At 70.9% G+C, this 16,208-nt stretch carries 8 protein-coding genes; all 8 read right to left on the bottom strand.

The window, feature by feature from the left end; all coding sequences use genetic code 11:
- Nucleotides 1-6: 6 nt before the first annotated feature.
- Nucleotides 7-987 (bottom strand): alpha/beta hydrolase, encoded by a 981-nt coding sequence (locus AC069I_RS28200; protein WP_478266763.1) that lies wholly within the window; start codon nt 985-987, stop codon nt 7-9.
- 13 nt (nt 988-1,000) lie between these two features.
- The gene (locus AC069I_RS28195) at nt 1,001-2,581 is read right to left on the bottom strand and encodes an acyl-CoA carboxylase subunit beta (RefSeq protein ID WP_478266762.1); all 1,581 of its coding nucleotides are present in this window, start codon (nt 2,579-2,581) and stop codon (nt 1,001-1,003) included.
- Nucleotides 2,578-9,000 (bottom strand): SDR family NAD(P)-dependent oxidoreductase, encoded by a 6,423-nt coding sequence (locus AC069I_RS28190; RefSeq protein ID WP_478266761.1) that lies wholly within the window; start codon nt 8,998-9,000, stop codon nt 2,578-2,580. The genes AC069I_RS28195 and AC069I_RS28190 overlap by 4 nt, the downstream gene beginning before the upstream one ends.
- Nucleotides 8,997-10,757, bottom strand: a complete 1,761-nt coding sequence (locus tag AC069I_RS28185) for a fatty acyl-AMP ligase (protein ID WP_478266760.1) — start codon at nt 10,755-10,757, stop codon at nt 8,997-8,999. Before AC069I_RS28185 ends, AC069I_RS28190 begins: the two co-directional genes overlap by 4 nt.
- A gap of 361 nt (nt 10,758-11,118) precedes the next feature.
- Nucleotides 11,119-12,036, bottom strand: a complete 918-nt coding sequence (locus AC069I_RS28180) for a helix-turn-helix transcriptional regulator (RefSeq protein WP_478227059.1) — start codon at nt 12,034-12,036, stop codon at nt 11,119-11,121.
- A 207-nt stretch (nt 12,037-12,243) separates the two neighbouring features.
- Nucleotides 12,244-14,013: an alpha/beta hydrolase gene (locus AC069I_RS28175; RefSeq protein WP_478266759.1), complete on the bottom strand. Its 1,770-nt coding sequence runs from the start codon at nt 14,011-14,013 to the stop codon at nt 12,244-12,246.
- Nucleotides 14,014-14,343: 330 nt separating this feature from the next.
- Nucleotides 14,344-15,246, bottom strand: coding sequence for a serine hydrolase (locus AC069I_RS28170; protein ID WP_478266758.1), 903 nt, complete (start codon nt 15,244-15,246; stop codon nt 14,344-14,346).
- Nucleotides 15,243-16,124, bottom strand: a complete 882-nt coding sequence (locus AC069I_RS28165; protein WP_478227056.1) for a LysR family transcriptional regulator — start codon at nt 16,122-16,124, stop codon at nt 15,243-15,245. Before AC069I_RS28165 ends, AC069I_RS28170 begins: the two co-directional genes overlap by 4 nt.
- Between the last annotated feature and the right edge of the window lie 84 nt (nt 16,125-16,208).

Here is a 16,208-nt window from a genome sequence, read left to right as displayed (position 1 = left end):
TACCACTCACGAGATCCCGAGCCCACCCGCCAGCACCGGCCAGGAGTTCCGCAGCGCCCGTTGCCAGTAGGGCCAGCTGTGCGTACCGTCGCCGTAGTAGTCGACGGTCGCCGGAATCCCCTTGGCCTTCAACCGATCCGTGAAACTCACCGAGGAAGCCAGCGCCTGCGGTTCGAAGATGTCGGACTGTCCCGGCGGGTCGAGCGGACCGGTCTTCCCGTTCCCGCAGGAGATGTAGAGCGCCGTGCCACGCAGGCCGTCGACGTTGTCGTATGGATTGTTCGCCGTCCAGAGCGGCCGCATCCCCCAGGAGTCGCCCCAGAGTTCGAGGTAGTTGAAGATCCCCGCGCGGGCCAGGATCCCCTGGATGAACAGCGGAGCTCCCTGGTTGAGGGTGTTCGGCACCCCGCTGTAGGACGCGGCCGCGGCGAACATGCCCTTGTGCTTGTACGAGTACGCGAGCGCGCCGTACCCGCCGATCGACAGTCCGGCGACGACCCGGCGCGTACCCGCCCGGTAGCCGCGTTCGACGATCTGCCGCACCTCCAGGGTGTGGAAGGTGTCCCAGTCGGGAGTGCTCTTGAGCCCGAAGTTCCACCATTTCGTGTACATCCCGGCGGGCCCGCCGGTCGGCATGACGACGAGGGCGTCCTTGTCCGCGGTGAACGCCTTGACGTCGGTGAACTGGTCCCACGAGCGGTAGTCGACCGGTTCGCAGCAGCCGTGCAGCAGGAACAGCGTCGGCCAGGTCCGCGTCGGTTGCGCGGCCCAGCCCGCCGGGACCAGCAGGCGGACCATGCCGGTGGTGCCGAGCGCGGGCGAACTGATCTTGAGGTCGACGGTGCGCGCGTCCAGCCAGGTCTCCTCGACGACCTTCGCGCCGTTGTCGGCGGTGACCGGCGCGGGCGCCGCGCTCGCGGGGACCGGGCTTCCGAGCAGGGCGGCCATGGCCAGCGCCAGCAGACCCCACCGCCGGGTTCGCTTCATCGTTTCTCCTTGCTCACAACGGGATGTTTCCGTGCTTCTTGGCCGGGAGGGTCTGCCGTTTGGTCCGCAGCGCGTGCAACGCCCTCGCCACCTGAAGGCGTGTCTGCGACGGCGCGATGACCTGATCGACGTAACCGCGTTCGGCCGCCGGGTAAGGGTTCGAATGCCGTTCGCGGTACGCCTCGGTGAGCCGTCGCCGTTCGGCGGACCGCTGTTCCGGGGGCAGCGCGGCCAGGTCGTGCCGGTGCAGCACCCGCACCGCGCCCTCGGCGCCCATCACCGCGATCTCCGCGGTGGGCCAGGCCAGGTTGATGTCCGCGCCGAGATGTTTCGACCCCATCACCGCGTAGCCGCCGCCGTAAGCCTTGCGGATCACCACGGTCACCTTCGGCACGGTCGCCTCGGCGTAGGCGTAGATCAGCTTGGCGCCGCGCCGGATGATCCCGTGCCGTTCCTGCGCCTCGCCGGGCAGGTAACCGGGCACGTCGGCCAGGGTGAGGATCGGGATGGAGAAGGCGTCGCAGAACCGGACGAACCGCGCGGCCTTCTCCGAGGCGTCGATGTCGATCACGCCCGCACGATGGCGAGGCTGGTTCGCCACGACACCGACCGTGCGGCCCCGGATCCGGCCGAACGCGCAGATCATGTTAGGCGCGAAGCCGCTGTGCACCTCCATGAAGTCGCCGTCGTCGACGAGACGGACGATCACCTCGGCCATGTCGTACGCCTGATTCAGCGAATCGGGCACCAGCCGGTCGAGTTCGAGGTCGGCGGCGGTGAGTTCGGGCGCGGTCTCGTCGGCGTACTCCGGGACGGTGTCGAGGTTGTTGGACGGCAGATACCCGAGCAGGGTCCGCACCCAGTCGATGGCGTCGTGTTCGTCGGTGGCCCGGTGGTGGGCGTTCCCGGACACCTCGCTGTTCACCGCGGCGCCGCCGAGCCGCTGAGCGGTGACCCGTTCGCCGCTGACGGCGTGCACGACGTCCGGCCCGGTGACGAACATGTGCGCGGTCTCGTCGACCATCACGGTGAAGTCGGTGATCGCCGGCGAGTAGACCGCCCCGCCCGCGCAGGGGCCCATGATCAGCGAGATCTGCGGGATGACGCCGGACGCCAGCGTGTTGCGCCTGCCGAGTTCGGCGTAGTAGGCGAGCGAGACGACGCCTTCCTGGATCCGGGCGCCGCCGGAGTCGTTGATCCCGACCACGGGACAGCCCAGCGTCATCGCCAGGTCCATCACCTTGAGGACCTTCTCGCCGAAGACCTCGCCCATGCTGCCCCCGAACACGGTGAAGTCCTGGGAGAACACGCAGATCCGCCTGCCGTCGACGGTGCCGTGCCCGGTCACCACTCCGTCGCCGTAGGGCCGGTTGGCGTCCATCCCGAACTCGGTGCACCGATGCCGGGCGAACTGGTCGAGTTCGACGAAGGAACCCGGGTCCAGCAACTCCTCGACGCGTTCGCGCGCGGTCAGCTTCCCCTTGGCGTGCTGCCGGTCGGCGGCCCGCTTCTCGGCGGTCCGGAGCTCTTCCCGGCGGGCGGCGAGATCGGCGATCCGGAACGCCGTCGTCGGAGCGAACGGGACATCGGTCATGATCTCGCCGTCCTCGGAGCCCCGAGCCGGGCCGAGAGTGCCGAGGCGACCACCTCGACGTGCGGCGGGTCGATCATCGACAGGTGATCGCCCGGCACCCGCACGACCTCCAGATCCGGGCAGAAGGCGTCCCAGCCCAGGGTGTCGTCGGTGCGCAGGTACCGCGGATCGAGGGTGGTGGTCAGCGGATGCGGCTCCTGCGCGCGCAGCAACAGCACCGGCCCGGCATAGGGTTCCGGCTCGTACCGTTCGGCGACCCGTGCGTCCACATAGGACTCGTACTGGTGCCGCAGCACGCCGTGCCCCAGCTCGGGCACCTGTGCGGCCAACCTGCCGATCACCAGCCGGATCTGTTCGTCGTCGCCGAGCCGGGCGAGGTCTTCACGCGGGATGTCCAGCGGGACACCGTAGGTCCGCTCGATGTGCTCCGCGAACCGGTCGAACCGGTCCAGCAGGATCTCCCCGGCCGGTTTCCCCGGCGCGGGCAGCGGCAGGATGCTGTCGATCATGAACACGAGATCGACCCGCTCCCCGGCCGCGGTCAGGCGCCGTGCGGTCTCGTAGGCGAGGCAGCCGCCGAACGACCACCCGCCCAGCCGGTACGGGCCCCGCGGCTGGATTTCCCGGATCAGCTCGACATAGCACTCGGCCTTGTCCTCGACGGTGTCTTCGTCGTCGATCCGTTCGAGCCCGTAGACGGATCTGCCCTCGGGCAGCAGGCGGACGAGCCCCTCGTAGACGCTCGTCGGACCGCCCGCCGGATGGAACAGGAACACCGGATCCGTGCCGCCTTCGCGCAGGGGCCGGACAGGGCAGCCTCCGCGTCCTTCGATCTCGTCGCGCAGCAGGTCGGCCATCGCGGCGATCGTCGGTGTGGCGAAGAGCCGTTCGGGAACGGCTCCCAGCTGCCCGGCGATCACGGCTCGCAGCCGTTCGGCCGCTTCGGCGTCGCCACCGGCGGCGAAGAAGTCCTCGTGGACGCCGGGCTCCGCGCCGCCGAGTTCCGCCTGCCAGTGCCGGGCGATCCAGCGTTCGGCCGGATCGCGCGGCCCGACGGCCGTGACCTGCTTGGCGGGCCGGGCTCCTCCCTCGCCGAACCCCGCCTGATCGGCGAGATGGCCGGCGACTTCGGCGAGGCCCGCACCCCGCAACAGCAGCGGAATCGGCAGCGTCAGGCCGAAGTCGCGTTCCACGACTCCCCTGGCGCGCAAGGCGGCGAGCGAGTCCAGGCCGAGCCGGGTGAGCGGCGTCCGCCGGTCGATCTCGTCCGCGGAGAGGCCGAGCATCCCGGCGACGAGCCCGGCGAGGTAGTCGGCCAGCATCTCGCGGGCGGCTTCCGGGAGGACCGCCCGCAGCGCGTCCAGTCCGTCCCAAGTGGACGGTCCGGATGCCGGTTCCTCCCCCGGTACCAGGATCTCGAAGAACGGCCGTCCGGCCAGCCGGGGGAACAGGGCGAGCACCGTCCCGGCGTCGACCCTGGCGATCCCGGTCGACACGCGGTCACGGCGCAACACGGCCTCCATCGCCGCCAACGCCTCCTCCGTGCCGAGCGATTCGAGGACGGGATTACGGCTGCCGACGGCCGCTCCCGCTTCACCCCAGGCTCCCCAGCCGATGGTCGCCGCCGGCAGTCCCGCGGCGCGGCGCCACGCGATGAGGGCGTCCACCCACGCGTTCGCGGTGGCGTAGGCGGTCTGCCCCGGTGATCCGAACAACGCCGCCGCCGACGAATACGTCAGCCACCAGTCGAGTTCGTGTCCGGCCGTCGCCTCGTGCACTCGCCATGCCCCCAGCGCTTTCGCGCGCCAGACAGCCTCGACGGCGTCGTCGTCGAGGGCGACGGCGGCGCCGTCGGACAGCACACCGGCCGCGTGCAGCACCCCACGCAACGGCTGGCCGCCTTCGGTCGCGGCCGCGACCAGCGCTTCGGCCGTTCCCGGTTCGGCGATGTCACCCGTCACCACGCGGACGTCGACGCCCTGCTCGCGCAGGTCTGCCAGAAGCGGCTCGACCGCAGGGCTCGCACCACGCCGGCCGGAAAGGACGAGCCTGGTCGCGCCGCGTGCCGCAAGCCAATCCGCGGCGACCAGGCCGAGGCCGCCGAGACCTCCGGTGATCACGTAAGCGCCGTCGCGCACCACGGTTTCGTGGCCGGGTTCGCCGAGCTTCGGGCGGGCGAGCAGCCGCGTGTACCGGACGCCCTCTCGCCAGGCGATCTCGTCGTCCGGCGCGTCAGCGCGGATCTCCGCCACCAGCCTGCCGACCCACAGCCGGGCCGGGTCCGGCTCGGCGTCGAAGTCGACCTGGCTCGCCCGCAGTTCGGGGTGCTCGAAGGCGAGGACCCGGACCAATCCGCGCAGCCAGGCCTGGCCGGGGTCACCGCGCTCGCCGGGTTCGATGGCCGAGGCACCCGCGCTGACGACCCACAACCGCGGCGCCGTTTCGACCAGTTCGGCGAGGATGCCGGAGAATTCGGCGACCCTGCGCGCCGCGTTCATCGGATCGGGCCCGTCCGAAGTCCCGGCGCACGCGAGGACTCCCGCCACCTCGCGGGACCTCAGGACTTCCGCGAGCGCCTTCCGGTCCCCGGGCCGAACCGTCACCAGCTCGTCCCCGGCTTCGGTGAGCCGGTCGCGCAACGCCGTCAGCCACGGCGCGTCTTCGTGCAGGACGACCCAGCGGCGCGAGCCCGGCGCGGCCGACGGCAGGTCGGCCTGCCGCCAGACCGTCTCGAACAGCAGGTCCGCCATGGGTACCGGCAGCGCCGAACGCTGGAACCGGCGGCAGTAGACCTCTCGGAACTCGACCAGGACGACGCCGTGCGCGTCGACCAGCTGGACACCGCCGACCAGGCCGTCGCCCGCCGGGTCGAGCGAGTCGAGGACCGCGTCGACCCGGACACCGCGGCGTGGGTCACCGGAGAGAACGATCTCGCCCAAGGTCAGCGGCAGGAACACGCCGTCGGCTTCGTGGAGCGCGTCCCCGGCCGCGGCGGCCAGCGCGTGCAGGCAGGCATCGGCGATCACCGGATGCAGGACGTACGCCGGATCGTCGGCGGGCAGGGTGATCGACGCCGAAGCCCGGCCCGGCGCGGCCAGGACGTCACGCAGCCCACGGAAAGCGGGACCATAGCTCTGCCCCACGCCGGCCAGCACCCGATACAGGTCGATCGGCCGGGCGTCGTCGCCGACCGCGCCGAACGGCACCAGCGCGGTGTTCCCGTCGCGGACACGGGCGGTCGCGTGCCGCACCCAGCCGCCGTCCGCGGATCGCGCGTAGACGTCCACGCTTCCGGAGCTCAGGCTGGTCGTCACCGCGGTGTGCGCGGCGAGCGGGAGCACCCGGTGCAGTTCGAGACCACCGATGCGCAACCTCCCGCCGGGCCGCAGGACCGTTTTCGCCGCCGCGAGCGCGAGTTCCAGGAATCCGGCGGCGGGGAACAGTGGGACACCCATCGCCGCGTGGTCGGCCAGCCACGGCAGCGCCTCGGTCCCGATGTCCGCGTGCCACAGGTGCCCGCCACCGGTCGGTTGTTCGATGTGGACACCCAGCAACGGATGCGCGCCCCCGGCTCGGTTCGCCGTACGCCGCGGCCAGAACCGCCGGTGCCGCCAGCGCGGACCCGGCAACTCGACCGGAAGCGGACGGGGGCCACCGTCGTCGAGCAGGACGGGCAGTCCGAGGGTGTGGAGCCGGGCGAGCGTGGTCAGGAACGCCACCCGCTCGTCGACCTTGCGGCTCGCCGACGGCACCGCGAGCGCGCCGGTGCTCTGCTCGATCGCGGCCAGTGCGACCGGATGCGGCGAAATCTCGACGAACACGCCGTACCCGTCGGCGGTCGCCGCCACCAGCGCCTGGCTGAACCGCACCGGACGGCGCAGATTCGCCGCCCAGTAGTCGACGTCGAACACCACTGACCTTTGTGGATCGTCGAGAACGCTGCTGTAGCAGGGAATCTCCACCGGTCGTGGGGAAAGGTCGCCGAGCTCGGCGCGGAACCGGCCGAGAACGGCGTCGACGGCTTCCGAATGGCCCGCACCCCCGACCGGCAGCCGCTTCGCCAGCCTGCCGAGGCTCTCGACGTGCGAAACCAGCGCCTCGACCTGTTCGGCGCCGCCGCTGACGGTGCACTGGACCGGCGAGGCGTAGACCGCGACGGTGATCCCGGGGAAGTCCGTTTCCAGATCGGCGAGTTCGGCCGGGGACAGTTCGACCACCGCCATCGCGCCGTCGCCGGACGCGTCGACCTCGGCCAGCAGCCGGGCGCGGGTGGCCATCACGCGCAGGCCGTCGGCGACGTCCAGCGCCCCCGCGACGACGGCGGCCGCGACCTCGCCCATCGAATGCCCGAGCACCGCGGACGGGACGACGCCGTGTGCGCGCCAGAGCCCCGCGAGGGCCAGCTGCATGCCGAACAACGCGAGTTGCGTCTCCGCGAGGTCCGGCAGGTCCCGCGCGCCGGAGAACATCTCGCTCAGAGTGAACCCCGCTTCGGCCAGGAACACCGGATCGAGTGCCTCCACCTCGGCCCGGAACGCGGGCTCGGTGCGCAGCAGGACGCGGCCCATCCCGGGCCACTGGGAGCCGTAGCCGGAGAAGACGAACACGACGCCTGGCGCAGGTCCGGCCTCGCCGAGGACGACGTCGCCGCTCTCGCGTCCGGCGGCCATTTCCCGCCATGCGGCGGCCACCCGGTCGCGTCCCTCCGCGATGACCGCGCCACGGATGGGCAAGTGGTCGCGGCTCCGGGCCAGTGTCGCGGCGACCGTGTCCAGCGGGACCGACCGGTGGGCGGGGTCTTCGAGCCAGTCCGCCAGATCGGCGGCCCGCGCCCGGAGCACCTCGGCCGACCGCGCGGACAGCACGAAGATCCGCGGGCGCCCGGTCTCCGTCCCGCGAGCGGCGAACGACGCGGCAGGCCATTCTTCGAGGACGACGTGGGCGTTGGTGCCACCGAAGCCGAACGCCGAGACCCCGGCGCGCACGACGTCGGAGTAGCGCGGCCACCCGGTCCCGGTGTCCACCACCCGGAGGCCGAGACCGGTGAAGTCGACATGCGGGCTGGGTTCGTGATGATGCGGCGTCGGCGGCAGCCGCCGGTGGACCATCGCGAGGACGACCTTGATCAGCCCGGCCATCCCCGCCGCGCCCTCCAGATGGCCCAGGTTCCCCTTCACCGAGCCGATCAGGAGCGGGCGGCCGGGTTCGCGTCCGGCTCCGAGCACCTCTCCGAGCGCGCCCGCTTCGATCGGGTCGCCCACCTCGGTCCCGGTCCCGTGCGCCTCCACGTAGTCCACAGTGGACGGCTCGACGCCCGCCGCCGCGTACGCGTCCCGCAGCAAGTCCGCCTGCGCGCCGGGACTGGGCGCGACAAGACCGTTGGACCGCCCGTCGGAGTTGACCGCGCTGCCGCGGATCACCGCGAGCACCCGATCACCCGCGCGGCGAGCGGCCTTCAGCGGTCTGAGCACGATCACGCCACAGCCCTCGCCGCGGGCGATGCCGTCGGCGGCGGCGTCGAACGGTTTGCAGTACCCGTCCGGGGCCAGCACCCCGGCCCGCTGGAAGGACGCCGTGACCGCCGGTGAGAGCAGCAGGTTCACCCCGGCGGCGAGCGCCGTCCCGCATTCGCCGCGGCGCAGGCTCTGCACCGCATGGTGCACCGCGACCAGCGAGGACGAGCACGCGGTGTCGACGGTGAGACTGGGCCCGCGCAGGTCGAACAGGTACGACAGCCGGTTGGCGGCGATGCTCGTCGCGGCACCGGTGGCGGACCAGACGTCGACGGTGGCTGGATCGGCCATCGTCAGGTGGCCGTACTCGCCCGCCGAGAGCCCGACGAACACCCCGGTCCGGCTTCCCCGGAGCGTGGACGGCGGGATCCCGGCGTGCTCCAGTGCCGCCCACGTCACTTCGAGCAGTATCCGCTGCTGGGGATCCATCGTTTCGGCCTCGCCCGGAGTGATGCCGAAGAACTCGGCGTCGAAACCGGCGATGTCACCGAGGAACCCGCCACGCGCGGGGATATCCCAGCGATCCTCCGGAACCTCGCGGATGCCGTCGCCTCCGGCGTCCAGGATCCGCCAGTAGCGCTCAGGAGAGTCCGCGCCGCCCGGCAGGCGACAGCCGACACCGACGATCGCGATCGGTTCCTCCTCGCGGCCTTCACCGCCCACGGCCGCGGAGTCCTCCACTGTGGACAGACGGTCGGCGAGAGCGGCGATCGTCGGATACTGCCACACCAGGGTCGGCGGCAACGGGCGGCCGAGGTACCGGCCCAGCTCCGCCGCCAGTTCCATCGACTCCCGCGAGGAAAGCCCGCTCTCGTGCAGCGGACGGTCCGGATCGACGTGATCCGCCGGCGACCCGGTCCGCTCCGCGACCCGCGCGACGAGCCAGGCGCGGATCTCCGCGGTCACCCGAGCCGCCGCGCGGTCAGCGAACCGTCCAGATAGGACTGCCGGCACCGGGCACGGCTGATCTTGCCGCTGGAGGTGCGCGGTACCTCGCCCGGGGCGAGGAAGACGACGTCGTGCGGCCGCAGAGCGTGCGCGGCCGAGACGGCCCTCTTGATCTCCGTGGTCGCCACGGCGAGGTCGGCCCCGGTCTCCTTGGCACGCTCCACCAGCACGACCGCCGCTTCGCCGTCTTCGTGCTCGATCGCGAAAGCCGCCGCGGAATGCGGCCGGACCGCGGGATGTGTCTCCACGGTCTGTTCGATGTCCTGCGGGTAGTGGTTGCGGCCGTCGACGATGACGAGGTCCTTGAGCCTGCCGGTCATGAACAGCTCACCCTCGTACCGCACGCCGAGGTCCCCGGTCGCGAGCCAGCCCGCGCCGGACTCCGGGTCGATCGGCGGCAGGCCGAAGACACCGTCGGACGCGGCGGGCCGTCCCCAGTACCCCACGCCGACGTTCGGGCCGTTGACCTGAATCTCCCCCACCCTGCCGGGTTCGACCAGCGCGCCGGTGACCGGATCGGCGATGCGGACCCGTTGTCCCACCGGGAATCCGCACGAGACGAGGGTGGTGGACGCCGCGCCGGGGAGCGCCGGCGCGGCGAGCCCGGTGGCGAGCCGCTCGCGGTCGAAGGCGACCTGCCGTGGCGCCGTGCCCGCCTCGGTGACGGAGACGAGCACCGTGGCCTCGGCCAGCCCGTAGGAGGACCGGTGCACCTCCGGGCGCAGCCCGCATTCCTCGAAGGCGCCGTGGAACTTCGCGATGGTCGACGGAAGAACCGGCTCGCTGCCGTTGATCAGCGAGACGACCCGGCTCAGTTCGAGGTAGCTCTTCTCGTCCTCGGTGACCCGGGAAGCGGCGTAGGCGTAGGCGAAATTCGGTGCCGCGCTGATCGCGCCGGGGCTGGCCGAGAGCGCGCGCAGCCACCGTGCCGGACGTTCCAGGAAGGCGTGCGGATCCATCAGGACAGACGCCGCCCCCGCCGCCAGCGGCGCGCCGATCCCGAGGATCAGGCCCATGTCGTGGAAGAGCGGCAGCCAGCTGACGGTGGAGGTCGTCCCGGTTTCGATCGCGTAGGCGTCGCAAGCCTGACGGGCGTTGGTGAGCGCGTTGCGGTGGGTCAGCATCACGCCGGCCGGCGTCCGCGTGGAACCGGACGTGTACTGCAGATACGCCACTCCGTCCGGTTCCGGTCGCGGCCAGGAGCGATCACCGGCCGCGACCGGAGCTGTGGTGTCGACGGCGAGCACGGCGGGCCGCTCGAAATCCGTCGAGGCGAGGAAACCGGCGGCGTCGTCGAGTCCGTCGGTGGTGGTGAGCACGACCCTCGGCGCGCAGTCGGCGAGCACGGCGGCCAGCCTGCCCGCGTGCCCGGGGAGGTCCGGGGAGAACAGCGGGACCGCCACCAGCCCGGCGCGGATCGCGCCGAGGAAGGCGACGACGTAGTCGACGGACTGCCGGGCCAGGATCGCGGCCCGGTCCCCCGGGCCGGTGAACCCGGTCAGGCGGGTGGCGAGGGCGTCGACCCGGTCGTCGAGCTCGCGCCAGGACAGGGTGATCGCCCGGCCGTCCGCCCCGGCACGATGGTCGAGGTAGGTCACCGCGACGTCGTCGCCGAGCCGCCACGCCCAGTACCTCAGCAGCGTCGCGAACGACTCCCCGCCGCGTGCGTCGTCCGGCCCGTGGGCGGCGACGACCGATTCCGAAATGGTTTCCATGGCCCCTCGTTGTGACGACTCGTACAGGAGCGGGTGAATTCGGAACGGCGCCGTTGCCGAAAGCGGATTCCATTCCGGAGACCGTTCTTTATCTGCCCGGAACTGTATGGACGTCCCGGGAAGAGTGTCAATGAAAGGATGATGGAACGCCGCCGAAAACACGGACGTGCTCACGGGAACGTGAGAAAGAGGGCACTCCGCTTGTCACTTGGGGACGAAATGTCCGCGTGCTCAGGGGATTCGGCCGCCGGGGCGCGCCGACTCCTCGGTACCGGCGCCCTTAGCCCACGCGAGTCCGTGAAGGCCTCCTTCCCTACCCTCAGAGTAGGTAAGGAGGCCTTCACGGACCGACCCGAGACGATCAGAGCCAGCCCTGTCGTGACGCCTGCGCTCCCAGCTGGAACCGGGTCCGCGCTCCCAGCAGTTGCTGCAACCGGCTGATCCGCCGCAGCACCGTGCGCTCACTGACCCCGAGCTCGCGCGCGATCGCCTCGTCGGTCAGGCCTCCGCTCAGCAACGCGAGCAGGCGGCGCGTGGCGACGGTCGGTTCCTGCGCCGCTTCCGCGTCGTCCGGACCGCCCGCCCGCACGGGCACGGCCATCCGCCAGAACGAGCCGAACAACTCGATCAGCGCGCTCAGCAGCATCGACGGATGGACCAGCAGGGCGAGGACGTCACCGGCGTCGGAATTCGGGACCGCGATCAGCGCCCGGTTGCCGTCGGCGATCACCAGCTTCAGCGGCAGCCCCGGGAACACCCTCGCCTGCTCCCCGAGGGCGATACTCGACTGCACCTGGGCGAATCCGTCGTCGTGCTGCAACACGGACGAGTCGTAGACGACGCGGTACGCGATGCCACGCGCCATCGAACCTGGCTGCACCGTGCTCACTTCGGGCTTCGGGCTCATGTAAGACCCCGGGTCCAGCGCGACGATGTCGACGGCCGCCTGGGTCTGCATGGCTTCGAAGGTGGCGATCACCTCGTCCCGGCTGCGCAGTACCTCGACGAAGTCCGCGTCCCGGCCCGTCCGCAGCGAGTAAGCGGCGCCGAGCACCTCGGCCGCTTCCCGCGCGCGGATCGCCGCTGCCTCGTGCTGCGCCGCGAACGCCGACAGCGCCGCACGCGGCGGGCACACCTCGACCCCGGACGCGCCTGGTCGGACCAGGCCGAACCGCTCCAGCTCCGCCAGCTCGGCGCCGGGCGTGATCGGGCGCCCGTCCAGCAAAGCCCGGTACAGCTGCTCGGCCTCCATCGACAGGCCTCGAGACTCGGCGAGCATGACGCTTCTCCTCCCCCACCCCGGGATCGATCGGCGTGACATCGATGTCACGCCTGGCGGACCGGCTGTTTCCGCTCACCGGTCTTGAGGGGGAAGGCGCCCTGATCGTGCGCCTGAACCGATAACGAAACCATCACAGATCATGCCGAAGAGGCTCCCGCGCGCCCGGACCGGCCCGCGGGAGCCTCTCGTCAACGCCGCCGGAGGTCAGGCGTTGGCGGGCATGCCCTTCTCGTCCGCTTCCGGCGTCGCGGCGCCTTCCAGCAGCTCACGGACGATCTCGTTCGCCTTGCGCACCTGGGGCGTGATCATCTTGATCTTGATCTTCCCGTCGTGCCCGAGATGGCCGCCGACCTCGACCGTCTTGTCCTCACCCGGCAGCGGCAGGCCCTGGCAGCCGGTGAACTTCTTCTTGGGTGTGAGCCCGGTCTGGAAGTAGGCGACGATCGGGTCGTCGACGCAGTCGGTGTTGTACGGGAAGATCCCGTGGCTGCCTTCGTTGTCGACGCTGATCATCTTGGCGCCCGGGAGTCCGTTCGCGGTGGCGAGCGCACCCTCGTACGGCGTGGCCGCGTCGAGTTCGGTCTGCGCGATCAGCAACTTCGGGAACGTCTTGGCGTCCGGCGCCGGCTTGGCGTTGGTGGTCGGCCAGAACGCGCACAGCGGCGCGCCCGACAGGGCCATGATCGGCGCGATGAACGGCGCGTTCACGGTCAGGTCGGCCTGCCAGTAGTTCCAATAGTGCAGGTTCTGGTTCCACTGGCCGTCCTGGCAGCGGATCGCCTCGAACGCGGCGTCCCACGTCTCGACCTCGGCGCCGCCCTGATAAGAGGCCTTGCGCTCGACCGAGTCCTTCTTCGCGATGGCCTCCAGCGCGTTGCCCTTGGCCTTGTTCAGGAACGCCTTGTTCGCGTCGGTCAGTCCGGGAGTGGCGAGAGCCTTCGCGACGACCTGCTCCAGCTTCTCCGCGTCGGTCCCGGCAGGCGCCGGTCCCTTCGCCAGCGCGGCCACCATGGAGGCCGCCGACGGGTACTGGCCGGTGTCGTACATCGCCGGGATGATGAACCACGCGGCGTAGAGCATGCCCGCGAATTCCCGGGTGCCGCCCGCCTTCTCCCAGTTGCGGCGGATCTCGAGCGGGTCGGTTCCCGCCTTGTACTTGGCGTCGTTGCGCGCGACGTAGGGCAGCAGCGCCTCCTGGAACTGGCGGTCACGGCTACGCGGCTGCAGGTCCCAGGTCTTCTCCAGCGTCGAACGGCTCGCGTCCGTAGATGAGTCGAGCAGGAACCGGTGCGCCTTGGACGGGAACGTGGTGGCGTACCAGGTGCCGAGCCACGTGCCGTACGAGTAGCCGATGTAGCTGGTCTTCTTCTCCCCGAGCAGCACCCGGATGAAGTCCATGTCGTAGGCGGTCTGCTCGGTGGTGATGAACTTCGTCAGCGGGTTCTTCAGACAGCCCTCGACCTTCGCCCGGCTGATCACGTTCTGATCCGTGCTGTCCGGGACGGTGTAGCTACAGGTCAGCGGGGTGCTCTGGCCGACACCGCGCGGATCGAAACCGACGAAGTCGTACTGCGAGGCCAGCACGGGGCTGCGCATCGCCATCGCGGCACCCCACGGGAGGCCTTCGCCGCCGGGTCCGCCGGGGTTGACCAGTGCGATGCCCTGCCTGCCGGTGCCGGGATAGGCGGTCGCGGTCTTGGAGACCCGGATGCCGATGGTGTTGCCGTCCTGCGGGTTGTGCCAGTCGCGCGGCACCTGGACGGTGGCGCAGGCCAGGCCCTTGACCTTCTTCAGCTCCGCTTCCGTCGCCGGCGCGACCGAGGGGAACGAGCACTCGCCCCACACCACGGTCTGCTTGGTCAGCCCGCCGGCGAGCACCGCGGTGTCCGGCTCGGCCTTGGCCGCGGGAGCCGCACCCGCCGCCGGAGCCAGCACCAGGCCGGAGGCCAGGAACGCACCGGCGACCACGGCCACCGTGCCCCTCCGCGTCTTTCTCGTACTACTGATCACCATGTTCCCTTTCGACAGGAGCCCCCGACGTCCGTACGTGAAGTAAAGACGGGTGATCAGCTTTCCCACACGGCCGGAAGATGGCGGATACCCGACATGGCAGGATCTCGACACCGCGCGGCTCCGGGGCGGTCTCGCGCGATCAGAGCCGTAACTCGCGTGCTCAGAGCCGTAACTCGCGTGCTCAGGCGGCGAACTCACGTGATCACAGGCGTAACTCGCGAGATCGCCGTTCAATCACGCGAGTCACGTGTCTGATCACGCGAGTCACGACTTCTCTTCACGAACATGACGTCACCCTTCGCGCAGGTGATCCCGCAGCACCCGCGCCACGCGGGCCATCAGCACCTCGGCCTCCGGCTGGACCGCGGCGGGCACCCTGGACCCGGTCAGCGCGGCGATCGCGTACATCCCCCCGTCGGCGTGTTCGGCCACCCCGACCTCGTGCCGCAGATTCAGCACGGTGCCGGTCTTCGACGACCATTTCGTGGCGTCGGAGACGAAATCGGGGCTCAGCCGCTGACGCAGCAGGTTCAGTCCCATGAGTTCACGCACCCGCGCCGCCACCTCTTCATCCACTTTGGACGGTTTCCACAGCGCTTCGAGCAGGTTCACGAACGCGCGAGCCGAACCGGAACTCGCGCGGGTGACGTCGAGCTGCGGAACAGGATGACCTTGCCCGGTGGTGCCCGCGTTGATCGCGAGCGCGTGCGCGAGGTGGACGTCTGCCGGGGCGAAACGCTCGGCGGGCGTGTCACTGAGATCCGCGGCCGGATGCCGCGCGGTGATCCCGGGAACGCCCCATTCGCGCGTCATCCTGGTGACCTCGGCGGGAGGCGTCAGCGCGAAGAGCGCGTCCGCGGCGGTCTCGTCGCTGATGGCCATCGTCAGGTAGAGCAGGTCGTCGATCGCCACCCTGGCCGGATGCCGGAACCGGGTCAGCCCGGTCGGCCCGGGGGCGGTGGCCCGGCCCGGCTCGACGTCGATCGGCGTGGAGCCGTCCAGCTCGCCCCGGCGGATCCGCTCCAGGGTCGCCGCGGCGAGCGGGATCTTCACCAGCGAGGCGCTCGGGAACTCCAGGTCCGGGTCGATGCCGATCTCGTATCCGGTCCGCAGATCGCGCACGAGGAACGAACCGCGCAAGCCGCCGTCGTCGAGTTCGGCGCGCAGTCCGAGGAGCAGCGTCTCGGTGTTCATGTCGTCTCCTCCGCGCCGAGACACCGGGCGATGTCCGGCCACAATCGTGCCCGGAGCCGCTGCGCGTCCTCGCCGGGCCCCGTCGTGATCTCGAACCCACGCGCGAGCCGGAGCTCGCCGATCGGCCGCCAGTTCAGGCCGAGTTCGGTGGCCTGAACCGTTGAGCACAGCAGCAGATCGTCCGAACCGAACACCGCCGCGGCGGCCGCGCTGAGCGCATCGGCGACGGATACCTGCGCGGGCCGCAAGCCCACCGAGTCACGGATCCGGAAGAGCCGATCCCGGATATGCGGCACGTCGTCCTCGGGCTGGATCCAGATCCGGCGAGGCGGCCTGCCGGACCGGCCGACCCGCAGCGTTTCCAGGTGGAGGGCGCCCGCCCGCGGCCTTCCCCCGGCCGCCAGCCCGAGCGGCACCATCCAGGTGCCCTCTTCGGCGGGAACGGCCGTGACCGCCGCGCGGACCTCCTGTGTGCGCACGAGTTCCGCCCGCTCCCCCGGCGGCGCCTGCCGGAACTCCAGGAAGACGTCCAGCGCTCGCGCCGCCGCGTCGAGTTCGGCGAGCTCGCGGACGGTGCAGGTGTCCGGCATCGCCAGCCGCATCGGCCGCAGTTTGGCGCGCTGTGCGTCGTGCTCCATGGCGTCGGCCAGCGCCACCAGCCGTTTCGCCGACGGCAGCATGTCCCGGCCGAACGGGGTGAGCACGGCGCGCCGGGTGGAGCGGTCGAACAGCCGCTCGCCGAAATGCCGTTCCAGCGCGGCGATCCGGCGGCTCGCCACCGGTTGGGGGATGCGCGCGATCGCGGCTCCCGCGGTGAAGGTCCCGGCCTCGCTCACGCTCACGAACGCCCGGCAGCTCCCGATCAGGTCCACGACCACATACTATGCGGATTACGCATGAAAGAGGTCATTCGTGTCTTGGACAGCATGACCGGCGCTGGACAGACTGCGGACATCGAACGA

The sequence above is a fragment of the Amycolatopsis sp. NPDC043885 genome, assembly GCF_056435685.1.
Note: the sequence above shows the minus strand (reverse complement) of the source record. Positions and strands in the feature narration are given on the sequence as shown.